The sequence below is a fragment of the Altibacter sp. HG106 genome, from assembly GCF_028561755.1.
Taxonomy (GTDB): domain Bacteria; phylum Bacteroidota; class Bacteroidia; order Flavobacteriales; family Flavobacteriaceae; genus DFVG01.
Map to the genome: position 1 here is coordinate 506,067 of NZ_JAQQTD010000002.1, position 20,019 is coordinate 526,085.

Below are 20,019 nucleotides of genomic sequence, written 5' to 3' on the forward strand. Positions count from 1 at the left end.
CACTAGATGTTTTTGTGACCGCGGGAGGATTCGAACCCCCAACCCTCAGAGCCGAAATCTGATATTCTATCCAGTTGAACTACGCGGCCAATATGTATCTTATGACATCAAGCGCTGCTTGACAATCGTGGAAATCGTTTTTCCATCGGCTTTTCCAGCCAATTCCTGATTTGCCATTCCCATGACTTTCCCCATGTCTTGCATGGACGAAGCACCGGTTTTGGCGATTACGTCATCTACAACCTTGGTAATCTCTGCTTCGGAAGCTTGCGCCGGTAAGAAACGTGAAATAACTTCTGCCTGTGCTAGTTCGGGCGCTGCCAAATCGTTGCGACCTTGCTCTTCATAAATAGCAGCACTATCCTTGCGTTGCTTGACGAGCTTTTGCAACAACTTAACTTCTTCCGTTTCAGACATTCCATCCTTCCCGCCAGCTTCTGTCTGCGCTAGTAATAAAGCAGATTTTACAGCGCGCAACGCTTCTAACGAAGTGCTGTCTTTCGCTTTCATCGCCACTTTCATGGCATCCATTATTTGGTTCTGTAGACTCATATCGTAATAGGTTGCGAAGATAACTATTAATCTATCGCGAATCAAATAGTGCCTCTTCTTTTTCCGCCTTAAAAAATATATGTATTTTCAAATCGAACTATAACATTAAACCTATGACCAGCATATTAGGAATCGGGTCTCGTATAAATCACCCCGAATACGGAAAAGGAGTTGTCACCAATGTAGATTCGAAAATGTATTGGGTGACATTTATTGATAGCGGCCTCGAAACGATTGATCTTTCAGATGATTTTGAAGTGATCGAAGCTTCCGATGACGATCTAGATACCGTGAGCTTTTATGAAGTAGAACGCAGTTTGCGTAGTATCCTAAAAAAATGGAGCGACGCCAGCGAAATTGTACCCATCGCCGATAAATATAAAGGCGGAACTTTAGTGCTGAATCCTTCCGACACCAATTTATCTTCGAAAGAAATTCCAATCGATACCTTTTTTCATAAAATTGTAATGCTTCGCGACCGACTTCGTGTCATGGAACAAAAAATCAACTCAAATTCAAATCTGGACGACCAAGACAAAGTAGATCTTCAGCAATACATTACGCGTTGTTACGGTAGTTTAACGAGCTTCAATGTACTTTTCAAAAATAAATCACAACACTTTAAAGGAGAGGGGGGTAAGAATTAGGTCGGCATCGATACGAAATACTACCGTTCAAACGTTTTACCGCTAGCTATAAAATTGAAAATCAGAATAAATCGTTATATTTCACTCCCCAAATTTAGGGTATGGTTACGATTCAACCCCATGACGATATCAGCTGGATGGCACCTTATGCCTACGCCATTGTATTGTTGGGATTCGGATTCATTGTATTCAGAATTTTCGAGAATTGGTACGCGGCTCGTTTTGACAAACCCCTCTTTCGACACTATTGGGTGTATAAAACATTAACTCCTCCGCAAGTTCAGATCTTAGAGGAAGAATTTTCTTTTTATCGTGCCTTAACACCGCAATTACAACGTCAATTTCGACACCGGGTGGCTACCTTTTTGGTTGATAAGAAGTTTCTAGGTAGGGAAGGTCTCGAGGTCACCGAGCGCATGCGAATTCTCATCGCTGCGGTGGGTTGTATGCTTAGCTTCGGAAGAAGAAATTACGAATACGCGCTCATTGAACATATTCTCATCTTTCCCAATGAGTTCTACAGCTCCCGGAACGATTCGTTGCATCGTGGAGAATTCAACCCCCGAGATCGTGCGTTGGTGTTATCCTGGCACCACTTTGAAGAAGGTTTTCAGATCGATAATGACAATTTGAATCTCGGAATTCATGAGTTCATGCATGCCATGCAGTTGGAGGCTACGAATGCTCGAGACCTAGATTCAACCCGATTCGCAAAGCAATTTCAGAATATCCTAAAAACGTTAATTGAAGACGAAACGCGGGAAAAGTTAGATCAGACACAATATTTTCGGTCGTATGCCTTTACCAATCAGTTTGAATTTATGGCAGTACTGGCCGAATACTTTATAGAATCTCCCAGTGACTTCAAGGGCAATTTTCCGAAGTTATACCAACACACTCAAAAACTACTCAATTTTACCTTTGCGGGATACTAAGCGTCTCCGCAATATGGTCGGTGATAATATCGGCATGTACCCGGCTGTTCTCAATAAACCATTTGTGCGTTTCCATACCGCCGCAGATGACTCCGGCCAGGTAAAGTCCTTCCACATTTGATTCCATCGTCTCCGGATCGTAGGTGGGGAAATGTTTGTCGTCTTCGGAAAGGGTTACGCCTAGTGTTTGCAAGAAACTAAAGTCGGGTCGGTATCCAGTAAGGGCTACCACAAAATCATTGGGTAAGGTTTTAGGACCCTCTGGTGTAGTGATCTCTACCGAATCTTCTGTTATTTCTGAAATCTCGGCACTAAAATACGCCTTTATACTGCCTTCTTTTATACGATTTTCAATATTGGGTTTCACCCAATACTTTACGCGCTCTCCAATGTGCGGTCCGCGCACCACCATGGTGACCTCTCCTCCTTTCTGCCAAATTTCCAAAGCAGCGTCTACCGCAGAATTGCTGGCGCCCACGACAATGGTTTTCTGCATGACATAGGGGTGGGCTTCCTTGAAATAGTGACTTACTTTTGGAAGGTCTTCCCCGGGTACTCCTAAGAGTTTAGGAATATCGTAAAAACCGGTTCCAACAATTATTTTTCTAGCGTGATAGGTGTTTTTCGATGATTGGACTGTAAACTGGTCTCCCTCCTTGATTACCGCTGTCACAGCTTCATAGAGATGTATGTTCAGGGCATTTGAAGTGGCTACTCTTCGGTAGTACTCTAAAGCCTCGTCTCGGTTAGGCTTTGGACTGTTGCTGATAAACGGAATGCCACCAATTTCCAATTTTTCCGAAGTAGAAAAGAACTGCATGTTTAGTGGATAATTGTAGAGGGAGTTCGTGAGGGTTCCGCGTTCCAGCACGACGTATGATATGTCACGTTTTTGGCACGCTAATCCACAAGCGATGCCAATGGGACCCGCTCCAATAATCAGTACATCCGTTTTTGTCATAGCACAAAGGTACAAAGCCCATGCTGAAAACAGAATGGGCAAGTATCGAATAAATCAATAAAACGGAACAAAGAATTTATCTCTTAATAAGCTTTACTGTGGCGACGGTTCGATTGGTAGCCAAGGTACAAAAATACACGCCGGCCGGTTGATCGGTAAGCTCCAATTGAATTTCATTTCGCCCAGGTTGTACGTTGTTCAAGTCTTTCTGAAAAATTTGCTGCCCAAGAATATTAACAACGCGCAAACTATGATCTTCAGTATTGTTGGTAGTAAACACAAGAGTGGCACTATTGTCGAATGGGTTCGGGTAGCCCCAGAAGGATGTCTCGCTATTCCCATCAACATCTGTAATGCTAAAGGTGGTACGCTCTAACGATCGATCGATACATTCAAACCCGGAAATTCCATTCGGATTATATATACTAAACCCTTCGCTCTGTGCAAGTGCCCAGATATTTCCAAATTCATCAACCTCTATGTCTTCTACCTGTTTATGGCCAAGCGGACTGTCTTCTGCTAAAAAGGTAGTAAATGTGGTGTTGGAGCTGTCGCCATCAAAATAGGAGAATCCGCCGTAATAGGGAAAAATTTGTGTGTTATGCGCGCTAATGTAGATATTGTGATCGGCATCGGTAGCAATGCCTGTCACATAATTTGCGGCTATATTGCTGTTGTCTATATTCCAGTTTGTCCAGGTAGTACCATCAAACTTCCAGAGACCGTTTTCAGCAGCAATCCACATATTATCGAGTCCGTCGAAAAGAATATCACGAATGCCGCCAATGCCTTGAGGGCTCAGGTCTATGGTGCTCCAACTTCCATTTTCATAGACATCGATTCCTTGAAATCTACCCACATACATGCCGCCTCCGGGACGCGCTGCTAGGCAGTCTGGCGGACTTGTAAGTCCGTTAGACATATTCCAAACCGTCCAGGTACCGGTGTTTTTATCGTACATTGGAGTATTCGCTGAGAATTGTCTCAGGAAAACCAAGCCATCATCGGTAGCTTCTACTTGTTCAACGAATTGCAGTTCGGGCACCGAATTCGTATTATCCCAGATGATCCATGAATTATAATCGTTGTAGTTGCCATCAGGAATTTGAATGGCATATCCCGAGGTTCCGTCGTAGGTAAACCAAATATCTCCGTCTCCATCTTCCGTTATGGAGGTACCAATCGTCGTTTCAAAAATAGTCTGAGGATTCGGAAATAATCCCTCGTTATCGGGGCCATACACTTCCCAGGCGGGGCAATCAAAAACTTGAATACCTCCGTTTCCGTTGGCAAACCATCTTCGGCCCTGACTATCAATAAAGATATCTTCATTGAAATCGCTGGGCAATCCTGTATTGTATTGTGTAAATCGTGTCCATTCGGAACCATCGTAACGGATTACGGCTTCGGAACAAGACGCCCAATAATTTCCTTCTTCGTCAATGAAACTATCAAACATGTGGTAGTTCACGAATTCAGCAAACCACTCGGTTCCATCAAAATAAATCAATCTAAAATTGCTGGCGTCGGTCATAAGAATTTGATCGCCGCGTACGTCCAACGAATTCGCATTGAGGGTACTTACCGGTAGATCGGCTGCCGTTACGTGTGTCCAGTCGCTTCCATCGTAAATGTCCAGGGCACCCGAAGATAACACCAAGATTCTATCTTGATCATCAACAGAAACTTCCAGTACGTCGTTCGATGACAGGGCACTATTGGTCGTTGTGAACTGATTCCAGGTACTACCATCGTACTGCAGCAATCCACCATCGGTGGCAACCCATTTGTTGTCCTGTGAGTCTATCGCGATGTCATTCAGTTCAACCGGACTTGTGAGTCCCATTTCCACAAAGGTTGAAAAGACCCAAACCGTGTCATCAAAAGTACCCACACCCGATAATGACGGAGTATCATCATTGGCGACCATCCATACTTTATCGGCACTATCGATAGCAACCCCCTTGGTGTTATCAGCTAACAATGTGGAATTTGAAGTATCGTAATGTGTCCATTCAAAGCCATCTTCCGAAGTGGTTACTCCCGATGCAGTGGCCACCCAAATAATTCCGGTGCTGTCAAAATCAACATCGTAAATAAGTCCGTTGGTTAAGTAATCCTCGTCATAGGTACTCCAGTTGGTGTATACAGTGTCTTGTGGACTAATGCGAACGAGACTGCCCTCTTCGGTGGTGGAAGTGTAGCCTCCCGTCCAAATATTTCCGAAGGGATCGCCTTGTATCATAAAATGAAGAAGGCCTCCAATTCCTGTATTATCTTTCTTGATATAGGTCCAATTGGGATCGTCCTGGGCCCAACTGGAAAGGCCGGTAAACAGCATGCAAACAATGAAGGGAAGTAGTCTTGCTATCATAAGGTTGTTTTGAGTATAACAGTTTTATGTATAATTACCCTACTTAAAATAGTGAATTTAACATTCTCTAAGTCTATACGAAATGTTAAACCACCACCCGTATTCAAGGGAATGCGGGTGGTCTTGGTGGGTAGGCAACCATCAATGCCTTACCACAAGCTTCTGAGTTATCGATGATGTGCTATTTCGCAATTGAACAAAATAAACGCCCGAAGCAATAGCTGAGGCATCCCAAGTGAGCTGATCTGTAGACTGTTGAGACACCACGGTACCCCGTAGGTCAAATACAATCCATTCGTCAAAACTGGTGGCAACGGAATGTGTCAATCGGAATGTATCTCCGATGGTTGGATGAATCCACGGTGTGGTTGGAGTTACGTCACTAACTTGAAGGGTGCTGCTATCAAACAGAACAACGGCATTGGGTTGCAATAAATCGAGCGCACCCGCCGGCACCACATCTTCTACTGTGGTACCACTCGCATCAAAAACGCGTACACTACCATTGCCACCAGCCTGACCATTACCTACAATATAATCGCCATTAGGCAGCTGATCGATGCCTTCAGGCTGACTAATATCAGTCGTGAACGATTCAAGAAAGTCGCCATTACTATCAAATCTATCAACACTCCCACCGCTCCAATCGAGCACCAGTAAATCACCATTGTCCTCGAACCAAATATTTGTCGGTCCGGTAAGGTCATTTTCTATGAACAACCCGAGGTCGTTACCACTACTATCAAACTGCCGAACAGTGCCTCCGTTAAAGGAGGAAACGTAGAGATTTCCCGCGGCATCCCAATCGAGACCGATACTATTGGGGACGCCTACGGTCGTAAATTCATCAACAAAGGTTCCGTCTTGTTGATAGCGTAACACGCGACCATTTCCTTGCCACTGCAATACATAAATAAGACCATCACTTCCAATTTTCATTCGGGTAGGACCTCCGTCAACTTCCGCAAATACATTTTGATAGTCCCCTGAGCGACCTACGTGCCTGTTAATGAGTCCGGTTGTTAAATTGGAAATAAGCACTTCATTGCGATCGGGCAGAAAAAGGATGTCTTGTGGCCAACCCAGTTCTTCGGTGATGAATACTTCACCATTGCTACCGTCTGCATCAAACTTAAGGATTTGCCAGGGTGGGTTGTTAAAGTTGCCGGCATCGCTTACGTAGATTTCTAAGCCCTGCGCAGATACAGTAATAATGGCACCTGCCAAGAGCCATAAAAAGAGTGTTAGTTGTTTTTTCATGGGTATTTTGTTTAGAATTTATAGATCCTAAAGTCCTACTTACCTATGAAAAAGGTGTTTACAATTATAAATGGATACGATTTTCTGAAGTATTCTTACCCTTTACCTTTTCGGTTTTGATACTCAGAGGGCGTGCATTTGTGTTTGCTTCGGAATACCTTGTAAAAGGTCGCTTTGTTGTTAAATCCTGAATTGAAATACACTTGTTTAATGGGCGTATTGGAATTGTCTTTCAGTAAGGTCTCTGCATGCGACAATCGGTAATTATTAACAAATTGATTAAAATTCATGCCCGATCGAAGGTTGATTAGGTGCGATACGGTGTGTGCCGATAACCCGATCTGATCGGCCAAGGTCACCAACCGCAATTGATTGTCTAAATACGGTTGCTTAGTCTGCATATGGGTGAGTAGTAATTGGTAGAATTCCGTTTCGGTTTCCGCCGTAAGGCCCGATCCATTTTTAGATTCAGCCGGTAAAAAGAGCTGCTTCCAAAGCATCCCGTTAAAGATCGAAGGTTCTTTGATCACAAAATAACTCAAGCCATAGATGCCTATTGTCATGGTGAAAGAAATCGCATAATCCCAGGCAGTATTGAAAAATTCAAAACGAACCAACGTAAAATAACTGAGATATGCCAGCGTAAATACCGAAAACCACCGAAGCAACCACCGAGCCCATTGATCTCGAAGCTTCGTGTATTGTTGGTTCCCATCAGTGCGATGAAAGGCGATAAAATTCTGAATCGTAAAAATATAGATACCCAGGGAAATACCTCCCACCCAAGGAGAACGTAAGGAACGAAAAAAGTAGTGTAGCGTTTCGCCTGTCACAGCAGGGTCGAAAAAGCGGCCTCCGGTTTTTACAAAGTAGATTGTGGTAAGTACGGCTAAAACTCCTGCCGGGAGATAGTGCATCCAGCGAATGCGATATTCGGCATGATAAAATTGAACGACATACTGATAGAGTAAGGGGCCAAAGAGCAGGTACCAGGTACTGTCGTATCCGTACAACCAAGGATATTTTTGCTTATAACCGGTCCAGAAGGCTACGTACTGCACCAATATGATGGAGAATCCCAATAACACGAAAATCATGGGAAGGTTCAGACGATTACCGCTACGAGATTGGATGAGTTTGATGCTCAAGTAGATTCCGAAGAGCGATACCACTAGAAATCCTATTATCCATGTATCGAATCCCGGCTGCACCATGCTACATCTTTAGGATTGCACTAGTTCTTTCAACTGTGCGATGGTATGCTTCGGGTCCTTCGATTTAAAGACAAAACTTCCTGCTACTAGAACATCGGCACCGGCAGCCACGAGGGCTTCGGCATTTTTACTAGTAACCCCACCGTCAATTTCGATCAAGGTGGAGGCCTTGTTTTCGTTGATAAGCGTTTTTAGCGCTTTGACCTTTTCGTAGGTGTTTTCTATAAAACTTTGTCCGCCAAACCCTGGATTGACACTCATAAGACAAACCAGATCTACGTCCTTAATGATATCCGAAAGCTGTGCAATAGGCGTGTGCGGATTGAGGGCTACGCCAGCCTTCATTCCGGCTGCTTTAATGGCTTGTAATGTTCTGTGAAGGTGGGTACAGGCTTCGTAGTGCACCGTTAGATTGTGTGCGCCTAAATCGGCAAAATGTTGAATATACCGATCTGGGTCCACGATCATTAGATGGACGTCCAAGGTTTTGGTAGCGTGCTGCGCGATAGCCTTGATAACCGGCATTCCGAAGGAAATATTTGGAACGAAGACGCCATCCATCACGTCTAAATGAAACCAGTCTGCGTCGCTCTCATTCACTAATTCACAGTCGCGTTGAAGGTTGGCAAAATCGGCTGCTAGTAGGGATGGGGCGATGCGTGGTGTTGTCATGGTATGATAAATGGGTGAATTAATCGATGAACCTTATCGGAGAACGGATTAGACTCTTTATGTGTGTCTAAATACGTTCGAACCGCTTCCAGTTCGCGATTGGTTTTAACAATATTGAATTTCGAACTGTAGGTTGCAAAGATAGGAATTGTTATGTAATGACGAATAAGAACCTCCACGCGTTGATGTCGTTCATCCTCACAGATTTTTTGAAACAAGCGTTCAACAATTTCTTTATTTCCTTCCAACACCTGAAAGAAGTTACCAAATCCGTACAGTAAAATTCCATGGATATTGTTAGCAAGATTGTGCTGCTGGGTTTCGTCAAAGATATTCTGAATATCTTCTTCGGTACAGTGCTCTTGCGCTTTGCTTACGTAGCAAATGGTATAAGACATAAATTCATAGTTAGGTATCTTGGAAAGATACGAAAATGACCCTAGTTTGGATGCTGCAATTCCTACAAAAATGATTGGTATTCAAAGAAAAAACCTCCGGTAATCAGCCGGAGGTCATTCATCAATCAAAAAACGAACAGTTATCTTAATCCAAATCGAATTTGGGAGTAACTGTTGTTGCTGTAAGGGGCTAGCCCAAATAGGTTTTCAAGATTTTACTTCTCGAGGTGTGTTTGAGTCGGCGAATTGCCTTTTCCTTGATTTGTCGAACACGCTCGCGTGTTAGGTCAAAGGTCTCTCCAATTTCTTCTAAGGTCATTGGGTGTTGGTCTCCAAGGCCAAAATACAACCGAATCACATCCGCTTCACGAGGCGTTAAGGTTTCTAGCGCACGTTCGATCTCCGTTTTAAGCGATTCGTGTAATAAGGTTCGGTCTGGATTGGGAGACTCACCACTTCGCAATACATCATACAAGTTGGAATCTTCCCCTTCTACCAACGGAGCGTCCATGGAGACATGGCGTCCTGAGTTTTTCATCGACTCTTTCACATCGTTGATGGTCATGTCCAACTCTTTGGCGATTTCTTCCGCAGACGGTGGGCGCTCATGCGCTTGCTCTAGATGTGCAAAGGTCTTGTTAATTTTGTTAATACTTCCAATCTTATTCAGCGGAAGGCGAACAATACGAGATTGCTCTGCCAATGCCTGAAGAATGGATTGGCGAATCCACCAAACGGCATACGAGATGAATTTGAACCCTCGGGTTTCATCAAATCGCTGCGCAGCTTTAATAAGCCCCAGGTTCCCTTCATTGATCAGGTCGGGCAGCGTTAGCCCTTGATTTTGGTATTGCTTAGCTACCGAAACAACAAAACGTAGATTCGCTTTAGTCAATTTTTCCAAAGCGCGTTGGTCCCCCGCTTTTATGCGTTGTGCCAACTCTACTTCTTCATCTGCGGTAATTAAGTCAACTTTTCCAATTTCCTGAAGGTACTTGTCTAAGGAGGCAGTTTCCCGGTTGGTAACCTGCTTGGTGATTTTAAGTTGTCTCATGAACGATAATCCTTTCTAAAGTAAGTTAAATAATCCTGTGCATAGGGTTATACGTAAAAAGGTTTCGAAAAGTTACACAACTTTTATCTTTTTTTAAAAAGTAGCGGTTAAGTAGCTGCTTTATGGCGCTATCGAATCTTTGAGCATTATGGTTCCGGGTGTATTCGCTTTCGTAATACTATCGAGTTCTCTCCTGTTTGTTGTGCTGTAAAAACTGTCAGTAGCACTGTTGTAATAATGATAGATGGTTTTCTTCTTAAACCCTTCCAGATCGCGGGTGTCTTTGGTGTCGTCTACTTCAGAACCACGGGTCATGTTGGAAACCGACCGCACGTTGTCCTCAGGGTTTTTAATGGCCGCTGTCTCCTCATCTGCTAGATTCTTGCGTATGGTGGTACTTGCTTCGGAAACTTTTTCTGTACCCTTTTTTTCAGTGACCGTTTGGGCAATGTTAGAAGATTGGGCGGTTGTTTTGCTTTTCTGTTGAAAAATTAGCGCGATGGCACGAGCACGTGGCGTACGGTAAGGAGCCGCAGTAGACTCAGTAGAGATGGATGTGATTCCTTCCGAATGTAGCGTGTTCGCAGCGATGAGCGCCTGTACTCCTGAAGTACTTTTTTCAGCACTCAACCATATCCCCACACCAAGAATGATGACCCCTAATCCGGCGGTCCAAAGCCAAAATAAACGCTTTTTTCGTTCCATGCTGGCCTCAATACGATTCCAAATTTGAGCGTCAGCTGTAACCCGTGCACCCTGCAAGCGTTCTTCAAAAAGGGATCCAATGTCTTTAAAATCTTTCATAAGCTTCAGGTTATGACGCCTGTTGGCGTAGGTGATTAATTTCTTTCTTTAGTAGTTTTTTAGCACGATGGTAATTGGAGTTAGAGGTGCCTTCCGATATGCCTAATTCCCTGGCGATCTCCTTGTGCGTAAAACCGTCCAATTGATATAGGTTAAAGACCAGTCGGTATTGATCGGGTAATTTTTGTATACACGATAGAATGCGAGATAATGATAAGCATTCAATCGTTTCTTCTGCTACTTCTGCATCGCTGCCCAATTCGGGATTATACGTTATATTATCCTTTAGGCCTTTTTTGAATTTATCGATTGCCTTGAAGATCGCCATGCGTTTCATCCAACCTTCAAAAGAGCCTGTGCCTTTGTAGGTATGAATCTTTTGAAATACCTCGATGAAGGTGTCGTGTACGTTATCTTCTGCCTGCTCTTGATTTCGGCAATACTTTAGGGACAAAAAATACAAATCATCCTTATAGCGCAGAAAAAGTTCTTTTTGAGCGGTTCGCTCCTTTTTCTTGCATTTATCAATGAGTTCGTTCAATTCCACAGAATGAGTTTCTCGTTTCTTTTTCAATAGTCTTTTCATCGCACAAAAGGTTGCTTGTATCCATTCGATTTCTTAATTGAATTCGGTTGAATCTTTTGTGAATAGAACATCTAAAGCCATTAAATTCCTACCGTATTGATCAACATATTACGCTCGTAAAAAAAGACACACCAACAGGTAGCGTAGCGGATTTAAAAATAGGCAAAACAAAAAAAGCACCTCAAACGAGGTGCTTTTTCTTGTGTTAAGAAACAAATTAGTCTCTTTTATTATCCCGATTGCGGTTGCGATTTCCATCTCTGTTTCCATCGCGTTTGCGGTTTCGGTTTCCACCGCCGCCTCCGCTGCGTTCCTTGTATCCTTCCGGTTTTGGGATCAATACCTTTCTGGATACACGATCTTTCTTCGTACGCGGATCGATTCCGAGGTATTTCACATCTAAGACATCACCAAGGTTTACCACGTCGGTAACATTGTCGGTACGTTTCCAGTCGAGTTCAGAAATGTGTAACAAGGTTTCATTCCCCGGTGCCTCGAGGTATTCTACTACCGCACCAAAGTCTAATAGCTTAATTACTTTTACTTCGTAAACGCTGTCTTTTTCAGGTTTGAAGGTGAGGGCTTCAACGGCTTTAATGACCGCATCAATTCCCTCTTGGTTGGTTCCAAGAATTTCGACAATCCCTTTTCCATCCTCTTCGTTAATAACGATAGTTGTTTCCGTACGTTTCTGAAGCTCCTGAATGTTCTTTCCACCGGGTCCTATTAACGCTCCAATATAATCTTCCGGAATCGTTGTGGTAACGATTTTCGGCGCATGCGCTTTAACGGTTGTATTCGGCGCCGCAATCGTATCGGTGATTTTTTTCAAAATATGCAAACGACCGTCACGAGCTTGCTTTAGTGCTTTGATCAAGATCTCGTAAGGCAATCCTTTGATCTTGATATCCATTTGGCAGGCTGTGATTCCTTCTTCGGTCCCGGTTACTTTGAAGTCCATGTCACCTAAGTGATCTTCGTCACCAAGGATATCGCTTAATACCGCGTAATTTTCACCATCGGTAATTAATCCCATGGCAATACCACTAACGGGACGTTTCAATTGAATACCGGCATCCATCAACGCCATGGTTCCGCTACATACGGTTGCCATGGAAGAAGATCCGTTACTTTCCAATACTTCACTTACCACTCGTACCGTGTAGGGGCAATCCTCTGGGATCATTCCTTTCAAGGCGCGTTGTGCTAAGTTTCCGTGACCGATCTCTCGACGAGACGTTCCGCGAATAGGACGTGCCTCTCCCGTTGAGAAAGGAGGGAAGTTGTAATGTAGGTAGAACGTCTCTTCCCCTTGTTGGGTAGGAAGATCAATGATGTTGGCTTCTCTTGAAGTTCCCAAGGTAGCCGTGGCCAGAGCTTGTGTTTCTCCACGGGTAAAGATAGACGAACCATGGGTAGATGGTAAGTAATCTACTTCACACCAAATGGGGCGAATGTCGGTGCTTTTTCGACCGTCTAGGCGCATCCCTTCTTTGAGCACGACATCACGTACCGCTTCTTTATGCGCCGCTTTGAAGTATTTAGAGATCAAGTCTCCGTGTTCTTCAATTTCTTCTTCTGAAAAAGTAGCTACTAATTCTTCTTTAATTGCAGAAAATGCTTCGCTACGCTCTCCTTTGCCAAGACCTTGTTTGGCTACATCGTAGCATTTTTGATAGACGGCATCTTTTATTTTAGCGGCCAAGGCGTCATCTTCACGCTCTCCTTCATAGGTGCGTGTTTCCTTTTTACCGCCTGTTTGTTCTACCAAACGAACCTGAGCGCGACATTGTTCTTTAATAGCTTCGTGCGCAAATTTGATGGCTTCTGCCATGTCTTCTTCGCTACATTCGTCCATTTCTCCTTCTACCATGGCAACGCTGTCTTCGGAAGCACCCACCATGAGGTCCATATCGGCCTCAGCTAATTGTTCGTAGCTAGGATTGATAATGAATTCTCCGTCAACACGAGCGACACGTACTTCAGAAATAGGATATTCAAAAGGAATATCACTTAGTTGAATGGCCGTTGAAGCAGCCAATCCGGCTAGGGCATCGGGCATTACGTTTTCGTCGTGCGACATTAACTGGATCATCACCTGTACTTCGTTGTGATAATCTTTTGGGAATAAAGGACGTAAGCAGCGATCAACCAGACGCATCACCAAGATCTCTTCGGTGCTAGGGCGTGCTTCTCTTTTAAAGAAACCACCAGGGTAACGACCGGCAGCGGCGAATTTTTCGCGATAATCTACGGTAAGGGGCAAAAAGTCAACTGGGCTTGCTTCACGGTTGCTCACGATGGTACACAGCAGCATGGCGTCTCCCATACGTACCACTACCGAACCGTGGGCTTGTTTGGCCAATTTTCCGGTTTCAATGGAAATCTCTCTTCCATCTCCCAGATCAATGACCTCTGTAAATGTTTTAGGTATCATGTTTGTTTTTCAATTTTGTTTGCAGACGCAAACGTTTGTTAACTGGTCGTTGTCTGTATTTCAGACAAAAGTTGTGTTGTTGTGGAGACCAATGAAAAACTAACAGGCAGCTTTTTTGTTTTTTCCTTTCGGAAACAATACAAAAAAGGGGCATAACGCCCCTTTACATTCTTACTTACGCAATCCTAATTCTTTTACGATGGCGCGGTAACGCATAATGTCCTTCTTCATTAAATAATCAAGAAGCGAACGGCGCTTCCCTACCAAACGTACCAAAGAACGCTCTGTGTTGAAGTCCTTTTGGTTGTTTTTTAGGTGTTTTGTAAGGTGCTCGATACGGTAGGTGAACAACGCGATTTGTCCTTCAGTAGAACCGGTATCGGTCTTCGACTTCCCGTGCTTTGCAAAAATTTCTTGTTTCTTTTCTGGTGCTAAATACATGCCAATATTATTAAAATGATTTTTATGTACCGACTCACTTCGTGTGATTCGAGCGGCAAAAGTACAAAAATAACTTAATACAGGTGCTTTAAAAGCTTTATTATTTGAGGATGAGGTACTAGGTTAAACTTTTTTCCGTTTTTAAAGTCATAACAACAAACCCAAAACACTAATAGTATGAAACGTATTCAAAAAACCATCGCTTTGTCTTTAGTAATTAGCATGTTTGCATTTACAGCATGTAATACTGATGATGACACTGTTGTGAATGACAATGATCCTCAAGTAGATTTTTCCGCAGATAATGCTACGATTGCTGCCCGAACTGATATTGCAGTAGAAGGAAGCTTCAATATTGTTGAAAACGCTTACGCGGAAGAAGCCGAAGGGCGTTCCGCAGAAAACTCTTTATTTACCAACTGTGCGATTGTAACTCTGGTAACCGACGGAAATGGAGGAACCATCACAGTTGATTTTGGTGAGGGCTGTACCTTAAACAATGGAGCAGAAGTTTCCGGACAAATCCTCATCGAGTTTTCTCCCATTATTGAAGGAGAACGTAACCTGACGTACACCTACGAAAATTTCACCTACAATGGTAACGGTGTCACTGGTGGCGGAACCATCTTGCGTGAAATTGCCAATACCGATGGAAATCCGCAATCTACCTGGAACGGTTCTATAGTTGTGACGTTCCCCGACACCGAGGTAACCGCTACACGAAATGGCCTTCGTATTGCCGAATGGGTCGAAGGAGTTGGCAGTGGTACTTGGGAAGATAATGTGTATCACATTGAAGGCAATTGGACGACCACTTTGTCAAACGGTTTTGAACGTACGGGAGAAGTGACCGAAACCTTAGTGCGCGAATTGGATTGTCCGTTTTTAGTAAGCGGAGAATTGAGCATTACACAGCAATCGCTTACTGGAGCTCTTAATTTTGGAGCGGGTGAGTGCGATAACATCGCCATATTTACCTTTAATGGGGTGGATTACACCATTATCCTTCAATGATGGCCACTCACGAAATTGAGTTGATTCCAAAAAAAAAGCCGCTTTTGAAGCGGCTTTTTTAATTAAGCTGATTTTTCTCGTAAGGGACGGTTCAATACCAAATCCAAATAGAGATTTATTTTTCGTTTGAGATCTTTTCGATGTGTGATAAAATCTAAGAAGCCGTGATCCAGTACAAATTCAGCCGTTTGAAAACCTTCCGGCAATTCTTTTCCGGTAGTATCGCGCACTACACGAGGTCCTGCAAACCCAATTAAGGCGCCAGGTTCGCTGATGTTGATGTCACCTAACATCGCAAACGATGCGGTGGTTCCACCCGTTGTGGGATCGGTACAAAGTGAAATATAAGGGATCTTTGCCTCGGCCAGTTGCGCTAACTTCGAACTGGTTTTTGCCAATTGCATGAGTGATAAAGCGGCTTCCATCATACGCGCGCCGCCACTTTTAGAGATCATCAAAAACGGAATGTTGTTCTTTAAGGAATGATCTGCTGCGCGGGCAATCTTTTCTCCTACCACACTACCCATAGAGCCGCCGATAAAACTAAAGTCCATACAGGCAACCACAAGGTCTTCCCCCATCGATTTTCCAACGGCGGTACGCACGGCATCTTTTAATCCGGTTTTGTCCTGCGCGGTTTTAAGACGGTCTGTATATTTCTTCTTGTCTTCAAATTTCAAAGGATCTTTTGACGTCAGGTTTTTATCCAGTTCTTTAAACTTGTTGTCGTCAAACAGGATCTGGAAATATTCGGTACTACCAATACGCACGTGATAGCCGTCTTCCGGGCTCACATAATAGTTGTTTTCCAGTTCTTCGGCATCTACAATCTTTCCGGTAGGAGATTTGTACCAAAGTCCTTTTGGCACATCTTTTTTCTCTTCCGTAGGGGTTTGAATTCCTTTTTTAGTTCGTTTAAACCAAGCCATAAAAGGGGGGTTTTAATTAAAGCGTGTTAATGTTGTTAAGGTCTTCGAATGCTTTTTTCAAGCGAGCTTTGAAGGTGAGTTCTCCTTCCCGAAGCCATTTTCTAGGATCATAATATTTTTTGTTGGGAACATCATCCCCATCGGGGTTACCGATTTGTGTTCTCAGGAAATCAATATTTCCGGTCATATAATCGCGAATTCCTTCGTTGAACGCAAACTGAAGGTCGGTATCAATGTTCATCTTGATTACGCCATACCCAATTGCTTCTCGAATTTCTTCCACCGTAGAACCGCTTCCGCCGTGGAATACAAAGTCAATAGGATTGTGATCTGTGTTGTATTTTTTCTGAATAAATTCTTGCGAATTCTTCAAGATCTTTGGAGTCAACTTTACGTTCCCCGGCTTATACACGCCGTGTACGTTTCCGAAGGCCGCTGCCACGGTAAATTGATCACTTACCTTACTTAATTCTTCATAGGCGTAGGCTACTTCTTCCGGCTGTGTGTAGAGTTTTGAACTGTCTACATCGGTATTGTCAACACCGTCTTCTTCCCCGCCGGTAATTCCCAATTCAATTTCCAGGGTCATGCCCATCTTGCTCATGCGCTCGAGGTATCGTTTGCAAATCTCGATATTCTCTTCTATTGGTTCTTCCGAAAGATCCAGCATGTGAGAACTATAGAGTGACTTCCCTGTTTTCTTGAAGTGTTCTTCTCCGGCAGTGAGCATGCCATCGACCCAAGGCAGTAATTTCTTGGCGCAATGATCGGTATGCATGATCACCGTGGCGCCATATAGCGTGGCCATCTGGTGTACGTGCTTGGCGCCGGCCACAGCTCCTGCAATCGCAGCGCGTTGGCCATCATTCGACAATCCTTTTCCCGCATTAAAGTGGGCCCCGCCATTGGAAAACTGAATGATCACTGGAGCGTTCAGCTCGGCTGCAGTTTCCATTACGGCATTCATAGTATTTGAACCCACCACGTTTACTGCGGGCATGGCAAAGCCTTTTTCTTTTGCGTATTGATGGATGTGTTGTACTTCTTTTCCGGTAGCAACTCCGGGAGTGATCGAATGACTCATAGTTGGAAAGGTTTAAGCAACAAAAATAAGAAAAATAAAGCGTTTAAAAAGGGTAGTTCACTCCGATATTATAGACGGCATTTTTGAAATTATAGTCTTTGAACCAGCGATTTCCTTCACTTCTTGCCGGGTCATAAGTTTTAAATCCAATATCGAATCGCAGCACAAAGAACCCAAAGTCATATCTAAGTCCGAGCCCCGAAGCAATGGCCAACTCCTGTAAATCGGCCAATCCATCGAAAGTAAACGCCTCGTCTTCCACATCGTCCCAAATATTCCAGATGTTTCCAACATCAACAAAAAAGGCTCCTTTGAAGGCCCCTAATAAGGTGTAGCGATATTCTGCATTAAAAGCCAGCTTCATATTGGCTTCGTTAAAGTCGAGTACGCTTCCGCTGCTACCCGGACCTAATTCATAGGCGCGCCAACCTCGGTTGTCATTGGCGCCTCCAGCAAAGTAACTTCGGGTAAACGGAATGTTATCACTGTTTCCGTAAGGCGCGGCTAACCCACCGAAGGTTCGGATGGCCACAATGGTATTATTAGAGAGTTCCCAGTGTTTAATATATTCAATTTCGGCCTTGGCGTATTGCGAGAAGGCCACGCCCAGGATCTTTTGCTTTCCATTGGCGTTGGTTTCCAGTCCTGCCGCGCTCCCAATTAATGACAATAAATTTCCTGCTGTTTCCAGCTTCCAACGGAGTCGGCTGAAATTCCGATCGTTCAAATTCAAGCGCGTGTCTCGTAGCCATTGAAAATTGGTAGCGAAGATCAGGTTGTTTTCCGACAATCGATCTTTTCGTTGTTTGATACTTCGGATGTTTCCCAGGTCTGTGACCGCCGAGCTTGGTATGCTGTCATTGACAACATCATTGATGAAGTTATTGGCTCCATTTGGAATTGTAAGCACCACATCTCCCTGTTCATTTACCGTGTAATCTGCGACATCGATAGTACCGGGGTTTATCGTTTCGATATCATTTGCTATTTGATTTAAAAGGTCGTAGGAGCTTTGGTAAACGTTGAAATAATTTTGAGGATTGAGGTTGCGAACATACTGAATGTCGATCAACCCCAGGTTATAGGTCTTAATGGTAGACGGTTCCCAATTGTAATTGAAGATGGTATTAATGTTTTGTCGATCGAGTCCAATATTATTTTGCGCGTTAAAACCTACGCTGATATTGGTGAAGGGCGACATGTATTTGGGGATGATCTTTTCGGTATTCAGCGGAAAGAGTATCCTTGGAAAGGAGAGCTTTACATTTCCTCCCAGGTCCCAAATATTAAAAAATCTGCTGTCTCCGTCGGAGGCATCCTTGGAAGAACCCACACTTCCGGATGCCGATAATTCTAAGGTTTCTGCCCCACGGAACACATTCCGCGTTAAAAACGAGGTGCTAAACCCGATCCCGAATTGTTGGATGGTAGAGGTGTAGGTATCTAGATCGATTCCGAAGTTATATTTCTTCCGAGGCGAAAGCAAGATGGTTGTAACCAGACCGGTCCCGGTGCTGTCTGCGGGGTCTTCTTCATAGGTGATGTTGGGATATTTGAAGATCCGTAGATTGCTCAACTGATTGTAGGTAAGGGTGCGGTCGATATCTTTAAAAATAGTATTGGGCGCAATGGAAATAGCATCAGTAATGGCCTTTGGGCGGTACGCGATTTCATCATAACCGTACAGCGTATAACCGGCGTAGCTAATACTATCGGTAAAGGTCTTATTTCGGTTCTCGAAGGTGTAATCGGTTACAATACGCACTTCATTAACGGTGTGCACTTTAAAAGGTTTGGTGTAAGAAGTATCTCCTACTTTTATAGAACGATCGGGAATCACATAGTCCACATTCACTTTGTGTCCGGTATTGACTGTGTCTGCATCAAAATTGATGTAGTCCTGGTCGAAGTAATACAAGCCAGAGTTTCGAAACTGAATGGTCAGTCGGTCGCGTTCGTTGATAAAATTGTCCACATCGTACTGTTCGCCCGCTTTGATAAAGGTTTTGTTTTTTGAGGATTGAAAAAGAGAATCTACGATGGGTGAACTAATGCGTTCAGAAATACTGTCAACAACATACGGCCGGTAGCGTTCAACCTCGTAGACAATGGCTCCTCGCTTTTCCTTGGTGGTGTCCTTCTGAACCGAATAGGATGCCTTTACATTGAACCACCCTTTCGTAAAATAATAGCGTTTTAGGCGTTCTACCGATTTCTCGGCCCGTGTTTCTTGAATGATCACCGGCGCCGATCCGGAATTTTGAATCCATTCATTGAAGCTTACATAACTGCGACCTAAACCATAGACTTGCTTCTTCGATAAAAAACGAACCAGTCGATCTTCTCGTTGGGGCTTTCGATGCAACCAGCGTTGAAAGGTCGAATCGGGTTGGGGATCGGCTAAATTATAGATATGTAATCCCACCGGAACACCAAGGATTCGGGGGTTTGGACGTTGGTATAACTGACTGTAAACGCGGCTGTCATTAATTTCAGTGCTGTCAACAATTATGGAGTTGTCGGTGAGCAGTAATTCGTCTTCTTCCAGATTTTTTACAGCGTTACAGGAAACGATAAGCAGGCCAACTGCAAAAAATAGTGATATTTTTGTGAGGTATTGGGTCAATCCTATGTAATTACACGTTCAAAAATACATT

The 20,019-nt window shown here is 43.8% G+C and carries 18 protein-coding genes and 1 tRNA gene; 3 read left to right on the forward strand and 16 right to left on the reverse strand.

What is annotated here, in order from left to right:
• Positions 1-15: 15 nt before the first annotated feature.
• Positions 16-89, reverse strand: a tRNA-Arg gene (locus tag PO830_RS05105).
• Positions 90-99: 10 nt separating this feature from the next.
• Positions 100-552, reverse strand: coding sequence for a GatB/YqeY domain-containing protein (locus tag PO830_RS05110; protein ID WP_272852453.1), 453 nt, complete (start codon positions 550-552; stop codon positions 100-102).
• Positions 553-665: 113 nt separating this feature from the next.
• Between PO830_RS05110 and PO830_RS05115 the strand changes: the two genes are divergently transcribed.
• Entirely contained in the window at positions 666-1,199 is a 534-nt protein-coding gene (locus PO830_RS05115; protein ID WP_272852454.1) for a hypothetical protein, read from the forward strand.
• 101 nt (positions 1,200-1,300) lie between these two features.
• Positions 1,301-2,134 (forward strand): zinc-dependent peptidase, encoded by an 834-nt coding sequence (locus PO830_RS05120; protein ID WP_272852455.1) that lies wholly within the window; start codon positions 1,301-1,303, stop codon positions 2,132-2,134.
• Here PO830_RS05120 and PO830_RS05125 read toward each other — a convergent pair.
• The 11 genes from PO830_RS05125 to rpsO form a co-directional block, all read right to left on the reverse strand.
• Complete coding sequence (locus PO830_RS05125) at positions 2,115-3,095, reverse strand: YpdA family putative bacillithiol disulfide reductase (protein ID WP_272852456.1); 981 nt, start codon at positions 3,093-3,095, stop codon at positions 2,115-2,117. The two genes, PO830_RS05120 and PO830_RS05125, sit on opposite strands and share 20 nt — an antisense overlap.
• A gap of 76 nt (positions 3,096-3,171) precedes the next feature.
• Positions 3,172-5,469 carry a Periplasmic ligand-binding sensor domain-containing protein gene (locus PO830_RS05130; protein WP_272852457.1) on the reverse strand — a complete coding sequence of 766 codons (2,298 nt, stop codon included), beginning with the start codon at positions 5,467-5,469 and terminating at the stop codon, positions 3,172-3,174.
• Between the two features lie 141 nt (positions 5,470-5,610).
• Complete coding sequence (locus PO830_RS05135; protein ID WP_272852458.1) at positions 5,611-6,729, reverse strand: T9SS type A sorting domain-containing protein; 1,119 nt, start codon at positions 6,727-6,729, stop codon at positions 5,611-5,613.
• A gap of 95 nt (positions 6,730-6,824) precedes the next feature.
• Entirely contained in the window at positions 6,825-7,943 is a 1,119-nt protein-coding gene (locus PO830_RS05140) for an AraC family transcriptional regulator (protein WP_272852459.1), read from the reverse strand.
• Positions 7,944-7,952: 9 nt separating this feature from the next.
• Complete coding sequence (rpe, locus tag PO830_RS05145) at positions 7,953-8,615, reverse strand: ribulose-phosphate 3-epimerase (RefSeq protein ID WP_272852460.1); 663 nt, start codon at positions 8,613-8,615, stop codon at positions 7,953-7,955.
• Positions 8,612-9,013 carry a BLUF domain-containing protein gene (locus PO830_RS05150; protein WP_272852461.1) on the reverse strand — a complete coding sequence of 134 codons (402 nt, stop codon included), beginning with the start codon at positions 9,011-9,013 and terminating at the stop codon, positions 8,612-8,614. The genes rpe and PO830_RS05150 overlap by 4 nt, the downstream gene beginning before the upstream one ends.
• 190 nt (positions 9,014-9,203) lie before the next feature.
• Entirely contained in the window at positions 9,204-10,067 is an 864-nt protein-coding gene (locus PO830_RS05155) for a sigma-70 family RNA polymerase sigma factor (protein WP_272852462.1), read from the reverse strand.
• A 120-nt stretch (positions 10,068-10,187) separates the two neighbouring features.
• Positions 10,188-10,871 carry a hypothetical protein gene (locus PO830_RS05160; RefSeq protein WP_272852463.1) on the reverse strand — a complete coding sequence of 228 codons (684 nt, stop codon included), beginning with the start codon at positions 10,869-10,871 and terminating at the stop codon, positions 10,188-10,190.
• Between the two features lie 10 nt (positions 10,872-10,881).
• The gene (locus PO830_RS05165; protein WP_272852464.1) at positions 10,882-11,457 is read right to left on the reverse strand and encodes an RNA polymerase sigma factor; all 576 of its coding nucleotides are present in this window, start codon (positions 11,455-11,457) and stop codon (positions 10,882-10,884) included.
• A gap of 217 nt (positions 11,458-11,674) precedes the next feature.
• Complete coding sequence (locus PO830_RS05170; protein ID WP_272852465.1) at positions 11,675-13,894, reverse strand: polyribonucleotide nucleotidyltransferase; 2,220 nt, start codon at positions 13,892-13,894, stop codon at positions 11,675-11,677.
• A gap of 171 nt (positions 13,895-14,065) precedes the next feature.
• The gene (gene rpsO / locus PO830_RS05175; protein WP_272852466.1) at positions 14,066-14,335 is read right to left on the reverse strand and encodes a 30S ribosomal protein S15; all 270 of its coding nucleotides are present in this window, start codon (positions 14,333-14,335) and stop codon (positions 14,066-14,068) included.
• Positions 14,336-14,512: 177 nt separating this feature from the next.
• Between rpsO and PO830_RS05180 the strand changes: the two genes are divergently transcribed.
• A complete protein-coding gene (locus PO830_RS05180) occupies positions 14,513-15,349 on the forward strand; it encodes a hypothetical protein (RefSeq protein WP_272852467.1) in 837 nt (278 codons plus the stop codon).
• A 62-nt stretch (positions 15,350-15,411) separates the two neighbouring features.
• Here the strand turns inward: PO830_RS05180 and accD are convergent, their stop codons facing one another.
• The 3 genes from accD to tamL are packed head-to-tail and all read right to left on the reverse strand — an operon-like array spanning position 15,412 to position 19,988.
• The gene (gene accD / locus PO830_RS05185; protein WP_272852468.1) at positions 15,412-16,278 is read right to left on the reverse strand and encodes an acetyl-CoA carboxylase, carboxyltransferase subunit beta; all 867 of its coding nucleotides are present in this window, start codon (positions 16,276-16,278) and stop codon (positions 15,412-15,414) included.
• Positions 16,279-16,294: 16 nt separating this feature from the next.
• A complete protein-coding gene (gene fbaA, locus PO830_RS05190; RefSeq protein WP_272852469.1) occupies positions 16,295-17,362 on the reverse strand; it encodes a class II fructose-bisphosphate aldolase in 1,068 nt (355 codons plus the stop codon).
• 43 nt (positions 17,363-17,405) lie between these two features.
• A complete protein-coding gene (tamL, locus tag PO830_RS05195; RefSeq protein ID WP_272852470.1) occupies positions 17,406-19,988 on the reverse strand; it encodes a translocation and assembly module lipoprotein TamL in 2,583 nt (860 codons plus the stop codon).
• Between the last annotated feature and the right edge of the window lie 31 nt (positions 19,989-20,019).

Bases quoted from the DNA above. Each gene is read 5' to 3' on its own strand.
- PO830_RS05110 (WP_272852453.1), bottom strand. From the start codon at position 552: ATGAGTCTACAGAACCAAATAATGGATGCCATGAAAGTGGCGATGAAA.
- PO830_RS05115 (WP_272852454.1), top strand. From the start codon at position 666: ATGACCAGCATATTAGGAATCGGGTCTCGTATAAATCACCCCGAATAC.
- PO830_RS05120 (WP_272852455.1), top strand. From the start codon at position 1,301: ATGGTTACGATTCAACCCCATGACGATATCAGCTGGATGGCACCTTAT.
- PO830_RS05125 (WP_272852456.1), bottom strand. From the start codon at position 3,095: ATGACAAAAACGGATGTACTGATTATTGGAGCGGGTCCCATTGGCATC.
- PO830_RS05130 (WP_272852457.1), bottom strand. From the start codon at position 5,469: ATGATAGCAAGACTACTTCCCTTCATTGTTTGCATGCTGTTTACCGGC.
- PO830_RS05135 (WP_272852458.1), bottom strand. From the start codon at position 6,729: ATGAAAAAACAACTAACACTCTTTTTATGGCTCTTGGCAGGTGCCATT.
- PO830_RS05140 (WP_272852459.1), bottom strand. From the start codon at position 7,943: ATGGTGCAGCCGGGATTCGATACATGGATAATAGGATTTCTAGTGGTA.
- rpe (WP_272852460.1), bottom strand. From the start codon at position 8,615: ATGACAACACCACGCATCGCCCCATCCCTACTAGCAGCCGATTTTGCC.
- PO830_RS05150 (WP_272852461.1), bottom strand. From the start codon at position 9,013: ATGTCTTATACCATTTGCTACGTAAGCAAAGCGCAAGAGCACTGTACC.
- PO830_RS05155 (WP_272852462.1), bottom strand. From the start codon at position 10,067: ATGAGACAACTTAAAATCACCAAGCAGGTTACCAACCGGGAAACTGCC.
- PO830_RS05160 (WP_272852463.1), bottom strand. From the start codon at position 10,871: ATGAAAGATTTTAAAGACATTGGATCCCTTTTTGAAGAACGCTTGCAG.
- PO830_RS05165 (WP_272852464.1), bottom strand. From the start codon at position 11,457: ATGAAAAGACTATTGAAAAAGAAACGAGAAACTCATTCTGTGGAATTG.
- PO830_RS05170 (WP_272852465.1), bottom strand. From the start codon at position 13,894: ATGATACCTAAAACATTTACAGAGGTCATTGATCTGGGAGATGGAAGA.
- rpsO (WP_272852466.1), bottom strand. From the start codon at position 14,335: ATGTATTTAGCACCAGAAAAGAAACAAGAAATTTTTGCAAAGCACGGG.
- PO830_RS05180 (WP_272852467.1), top strand. From the start codon at position 14,513: ATGAAACGTATTCAAAAAACCATCGCTTTGTCTTTAGTAATTAGCATG.
- accD (WP_272852468.1), bottom strand. From the start codon at position 16,278: ATGGCTTGGTTTAAACGAACTAAAAAAGGAATTCAAACCCCTACGGAA.
- fbaA (WP_272852469.1), bottom strand. From the start codon at position 17,362: ATGAGTCATTCGATCACTCCCGGAGTTGCTACCGGAAAAGAAGTACAA.